General features: G+C 46.6%; 7 protein-coding genes. 2 read left to right on the top strand and 5 right to left on the bottom strand.

Features of this window, described 5'->3' with window-relative positions; genetic code table 11:
• Nucleotides 1-81: 81 nt before the first annotated feature.
• Nucleotides 82-768, bottom strand: a complete 687-nt coding sequence (locus tag ACP7BO_RS23750; RefSeq protein WP_426212960.1) for a replication initiation protein — start codon at nucleotides 766-768, stop codon at nucleotides 82-84.
• Nucleotides 769-1,190: 422 nt separating this feature from the next.
• Nucleotides 1,191-1,472: a hypothetical protein gene (locus ACP7BO_RS23745; protein ID WP_426212959.1), complete on the bottom strand. Its 282-nt coding sequence runs from the start codon at nucleotides 1,470-1,472 to the stop codon at nucleotides 1,191-1,193.
• 171 nt (nucleotides 1,473-1,643) lie between these two features.
• On the opposite strand from ACP7BO_RS23745, the gene mobQ reads away from it, so the two are divergent.
• The gene (gene mobQ, locus ACP7BO_RS23740) at nucleotides 1,644-2,753 is read left to right on the top strand and encodes a MobQ family relaxase (RefSeq protein WP_426212958.1); all 1,110 of its coding nucleotides are present in this window, start codon (nucleotides 1,644-1,646) and stop codon (nucleotides 2,751-2,753) included.
• A 10-nt stretch (nucleotides 2,754-2,763) separates the two neighbouring features.
• On the top strand, nucleotides 2,764-3,396 hold the full coding sequence (locus tag ACP7BO_RS23735; protein ID WP_426212957.1) for a hypothetical protein: 633 nt from the start codon (nucleotides 2,764-2,766) through the stop codon (nucleotides 3,394-3,396).
• Nucleotides 3,397-3,470: 74 nt separating this feature from the next.
• Here the strand turns inward: ACP7BO_RS23735 and ACP7BO_RS23730 are convergent, their stop codons facing one another.
• Genes ACP7BO_RS23730 through ACP7BO_RS23720 form a run of 3 tightly spaced genes read right to left on the bottom strand, consistent with a single transcriptional unit; the run spans nucleotide 3,471 to nucleotide 4,765 of the window.
• The gene (locus ACP7BO_RS23730; RefSeq protein WP_426212956.1) at nucleotides 3,471-3,896 is read right to left on the bottom strand and encodes a protein-export chaperone SecB; all 426 of its coding nucleotides are present in this window, start codon (nucleotides 3,894-3,896) and stop codon (nucleotides 3,471-3,473) included.
• Nucleotides 3,896-4,171 (bottom strand): hypothetical protein, encoded by a 276-nt coding sequence (locus ACP7BO_RS23725; RefSeq protein WP_426212955.1) that lies wholly within the window; start codon nucleotides 4,169-4,171, stop codon nucleotides 3,896-3,898. Before ACP7BO_RS23725 ends, ACP7BO_RS23730 begins: the two co-directional genes overlap by 1 nt.
• 27 nt (nucleotides 4,172-4,198) lie before the next feature.
• Nucleotides 4,199-4,765 carry a hypothetical protein gene (locus tag ACP7BO_RS23720; RefSeq protein ID WP_426212954.1) on the bottom strand — a complete coding sequence of 189 codons (567 nt, stop codon included), beginning with the start codon at nucleotides 4,763-4,765 and terminating at the stop codon, nucleotides 4,199-4,201.
• Nucleotides 4,766-4,920: the final 155 nt, after the last annotated feature.

Genomic DNA, 4,920 nt, shown 5'->3' with positions numbered 1-4,920 from the left:
ATATCATAATGCTATTGAATATCAAGTTAAACGTAGTTGCATAAGGCTATAGACCTAATAGAGACAAATTTCCCCAAGCGTCTAATAATGTTTTTTTTCTTTGGTGATAGTAAAAAAAAACCCGATTATTTTCCTACCTTGCCTGATTGGTTTCGATTCAACATTTAAATCGGTACTTGAGTTTATATCTTTTAATGCAGGGTCAAGTACACGCCTACGCATATCCTTGACATCTTTATATTTTTCTCCTAAATCAAACATTTGTCTAAGTTGAATTAGAGTGCATTCGCGTTGGCCGAGTTTTAAAAATTGGCTCATAAGCTCATATAAGCGTATAGAGTAAAAGCTAGAGAGATTACCAATTTGTTTAAGCTGATAACTTGTGAATTCTTTATTCAACATTGTTAAATGTTGTAACACCGTTGGTGAAAATCCTAGCTCTACACAACCCTGCCCTTCTTTGTATTTAACATGAAAAACCCAGCGCATACGTTCAATTAGCTTGCCTTTAGCGTATCTACGTATATCGCGTTCGAATAGTCGATTTGCAGCATCGTCCAAAGCTTCGTAAGCATTACTCACGTCTAGGCCAAAGACCTCGGCAAACGAGTCTGCACGTATCGTAAAGTAACCATCTTTGGGTAGCGGTTTACGCGGATCGATCAATGATGCAGCGGCCAGTATGAGACGTTTCTCATTTAGCGTGAGCGTATGCGATGACTCAATCAGTCGGTTTGACTGAGTAACCTGATTATCAACTAACTCCACTGGGCTTTCCTTAACACGGAATCTGTCCCTGATACTGACAGTAGTAACAGGGACAAGTCAAAGCTTCTGTCCCTAATAGACCCTGTGGAAAACACCCGGAATCTGTCCCTTTAAACCCGGAATCTGTCCCCTTTAAACCCGGAATCTGTCCCCTTTAAACCCGGAATCTGTCCCCAAACTTAGAGAATAACCCTTTAAAATCAAGCACTTGAAAGACTGAAAACAAGTAAAAACAAGAAAAACAAGCTTAAAGAGCCGCACAGCCAGGCAAGTTGAAACCTAGCGGCCTTCCAGTCACTGCGCGCCGTTGAAGATCGCGCAAAAATCCAAAACCCGCATGCGGCTGCTTCGCTCCTTCACGCCGCAACCTTCGGTCTGCGCGCTTTGCTTGCTTGTAATCAGATCAAAGCCGTATCTCTCTGTTAATCAGAAGATATCAAACGCTTAAATGCCTCAGAGCCTTGCCCATCTTCTCCCAGCACAGCCAATCGTTCAGCGGGTCGAGTCAAGAAACCATCGAGTAATGAGAGTAGGGCCGCACGTTTTTCGGTGGACTGCGTTTGTTGGTGTAATACCGCTGCCCCTACCAAAACCTTGACCCTATCTTCTGCCTTTTTGGCTGTAGCTCGTTGGCGTGCTTCTGCTTGCTGAATCCTGGCTGTGAGTTGGTCACGTTTTCGTTTTAGGTCGTCTAAATCAGCCATATAGGTTCTGCCTTCGATGGTGTCTGTTTTGGTCATTCTACGCTAGAGTATTGCCGTACATAGATTGGCCCTGAAAGAATAGAAGGGCGCACTTACGCAAACTACGTTTGCAGGCGGTCGGCAAGCCGACAAATAAAAAACAGATCACAAGAAAATCGAGAATCCAAAAACGTGGCGCTCTACTCCGCATCCGTCAAACCCGTCAGTCGTAGCAGTGGCCGTTCCGCCACTGCCGCCGCTGCGTATCGGAATGCAGAGCGAATCATCGACGAGCGTACCGGCGATATTCACGACTACACGCGCCGTTCCGGCGTGGATCACGTCGAGTCATTTGCTCCGGTCGGCATGGCTCCGCAGTCAGGTTCTGAACTGTGGAACAAGGCCGAAGCCGCCGAGGTTCGCAAGAACGCCCGAGTAGCCCGGGAAGTGCTGGTCGCACTGCCTCACGAACTTGACCAGCTACAACGCCGAGAGCTGGCCAAGTCGATTGCTCAGGGCTTGGCCGATCGCTACGGCACAGCGGGAACGCTGGCCGTTCACCATCCCGACCGCGAGGGCGACAACCGCAATCACCACGTCCATATTCTGATGACCACGCGCCGCCTCGATGCGGCGGGCCAGTTGGGCGAGAAGACCCGCGAGCTGGACGACGTGAAGCGTGGTCCGCAAGAGGTGGAATGGATACGGGCCATGATCGAGGATCGAACCAATTCTTCACTGGAGCGTGCCGGGGTTGAAGCGCGGGTTGATCGGCGTTCGTTGATCGAGCAGCGCGCCGCTGCGCTCGATGCCGGCGACATGGAACGGGCGGCGGAGCTGGATCGGCCGGCAACCCTTCACGAAGGTCCGAGGGTCACGCAAATTCGGCGCGAATCGGCCCGTAAAGGCCGGGCGCCTTTGGGTGCTCTGGATCGAGCTGCTGCGAATGACCATACACGCGAACTGGTGATCGACCGGGCCGAGCTGGGTATGGTGTCGGCGCAGATTTTCAACTTCGAAAAAGCCCGTGCAGAGCGTGCTGCACGCGAACAAGTGGCTAAAACCGCTGCTGATGGAATGGCCGCTTTCAAGGCTCGTTTCCAGCAAAACCAAGACTTCAACGCCCGTATTGATGCGGAGCGCGAACGCATGGCCAATGAGCTGCACAGAGTTGCCCTGGAGCGCGCCGCACTCGAACGGCAAGAGCAGGCCAAAGCTGCCTTAAAACGATTCGAAAAAGACCAGTTAAACCACGATAAAGGCGCAAGCAAAGGCCGTGGCGGCCCTGAATTCGGCATGTAAGGGGAAGAATTTGAGCATCAGTGAGCAGGAGCTATTTGGCTTAATGGCCGTAGCCCAAGAGCAGCAGCGAGCGGCCAGTGAGGCACTGCAAAAGCTTGAGGATCGACATGTTCAACTGCATGCACTCATAGGCCGAGCTAACGCCGCCGTTGAAGAGATGAACAAAGCGGGTCACGCCTCGGCGCTTATCATCGAGAAGGCCACGCGAATCGCGGTCGAGAAGGCGGTTCAGGACGCTTTAGCGAGCGTTCAGCAGCAAACCCAGTCAGCTTTAAGTGATTCAGTTACGCCCGCTGTAAAAGCGCTACAGGGCGTTGCAGCGCGTGCTGAGAAGGCGGAACAAAGCCTGCACCAAGCAGCAAGTTCGATAAGCTGGAAGTGGGCCGCTATTTGGGCTTCGACCAGTTGTGTGCTGTTGGCCTCCATTGTGGGGTTGTCCATGCTTCTGGTGCCAAGCCCCAATGAAATATTGGATCTGCGGGCCAATGTAGCTGCTCTGGAGGCTAGGGGGGGAAAGGTTCAGATTTCAACGTGTGGGCCAAAAGGTAGGCTGTGTGTTCGTGTTAATCCTAAGGATGCTTCGACAATGTGGGGGCCAAAGGATAATGACAGTGAGAAGTGGATAATCTTGAATGGCTATTAGATCGGTAGCAAATAATCGTATACAGAACGCATAAAAAAACTCGCTAATGCGAGTTTTTTTAATATTTTTTAAAATCAACTTTCAAGTGATTTGTTCCTGCGCATCGTTTTATCTTTCAATGCAACAAAGTTAATGCTTGGCAGCATTACTGGATCATAACCTGAGTTGAGGGTAAGGTTTGATATAAATACTCTCAAGTACGGATATGAAATTGCAGGAGCGTTAACGTAGGGGAATGCAGACTTTTTAAAGTCTTCGTCTATAGGCATGTCAGTAACAAACTTTGATTTGAAACTGACAATTATGCCTTTGCCGTCCGCAGTTGCTAACTTAAGGTTGAATGTAACAAAGAAGGACTCTTCTTCAAATTCAACGTTAATAGAGAACTTAGACTTTGCTTTATCTAAAGAATCAGACTGTTTAAATTCTGATTCTGATTCAGCTGGGAGATCCTTCATTACTAGATCGAGGACCGTGTTCTCTACAATATTAATTTTCATTAAGCAGCCATGTCATACTGTGAACAATTTTCCCAAGCGTCAAAATAGCTTTCATCATTTACAGCGACTAAAGCTATATGGCATTTCAAGTCTTTATTTAAAGATATACTGATGTCCTCATTGAACAAATAACTATGCTCAATATCATCTTCATCAAAAAACTCTTTCACAGAAGGTCCTTCTGTACGACATTCATATAGTTGTCGAATTACTTCTTGCGGACCCAGCTGATTCAATCTTTCCTTGATTAAAGAAAGAAGCCTTTGATTTTTCATGACAACACTCCTAAGAATTGTTTATCATTAACAGTAATGTTCAGGATGTATAAAGTTTTCAAAGTTGATAATTTTAGACTTATACTCCTCGTATACACACAATTGGTGTGGTTCTACGAGAGAAAGTTCACTTCTTTGTCCAGAAACAAATAAAATGTTGTTCACTTTCCTTCTGTCTTTGGCTCTAACCGCAGCATACGGAAAAAGCTTTTCCCCTTCCCCTGCTGCGTCTTGACGCCTTAGAAAGCTTATGACAGCGCCTACGGTTACGGAGTCACCATGTAGCTTTGAGTACTCCTCATAATGAGGATAGTCCTCATTGAAAATTTCGCATATGGATAGAAATAATTCTTGATCGCTTACATCGCCGACCAGATCTAAAAACTGATCTTTCTCGATGGTTAAAGTGAACTGAGAAATTACTTTTGGATCTTTCATCCACTTTTTAGCCCAATAAGAACTATCAGTCCAAAAGTAATACCCTTGACCTAACCATTGCTTATTGGGACGGCTAACAAAGGGTACAGAATCTCGTATAGCCTGGAGGCCACCTTCGTCACGACACGTATGAAACCCTTTGAAACTAAAGACCATGAATCCTATCTTCCATAAAGGACATATGAGCGAATGATATCATAATGCTATTGAATATCAAGTTAAACGTAGTTGCATAAGGCTATAGACCTAATAGAGACAAATTTCCCCAAGCGTCTAATAATGTTTTTTTTCTTTGGTGATAGTAAAAAAAA

Source organism: Pseudomonas sp. TWR2-1-1, assembly GCF_049897045.1.
In the GTDB taxonomy this organism is placed as follows: Bacteria; Pseudomonadota; Gammaproteobacteria; order Pseudomonadales; family Pseudomonadaceae; genus Aquipseudomonas; species Aquipseudomonas versuta.
Note: the sequence above shows the minus strand (reverse complement) of the source record. Positions and strands in the feature narration are given on the sequence as shown.

Bases quoted from the DNA above. Each gene is read 5' to 3' on its own strand.
- ACP7BO_RS23745 (WP_426212959.1), bottom strand. From the start codon at position 1,472: ATGGCTGATTTAGACGACCTAAAACGAAAACGTGACCAACTCACAGCC.
- ACP7BO_RS23720 (WP_426212954.1), bottom strand. From the start codon at position 4,765: ATGGTCTTTAGTTTCAAAGGGTTTCATACGTGTCGTGACGAAGGTGGC.
- ACP7BO_RS23725 (WP_426212955.1), bottom strand. From the start codon at position 4,171: ATGAAAAATCAAAGGCTTCTTTCTTTAATCAAGGAAAGATTGAATCAG.
- ACP7BO_RS23730 (WP_426212956.1), bottom strand. From the start codon at position 3,896: ATGAAAATTAATATTGTAGAGAACACGGTCCTCGATCTAGTAATGAAG.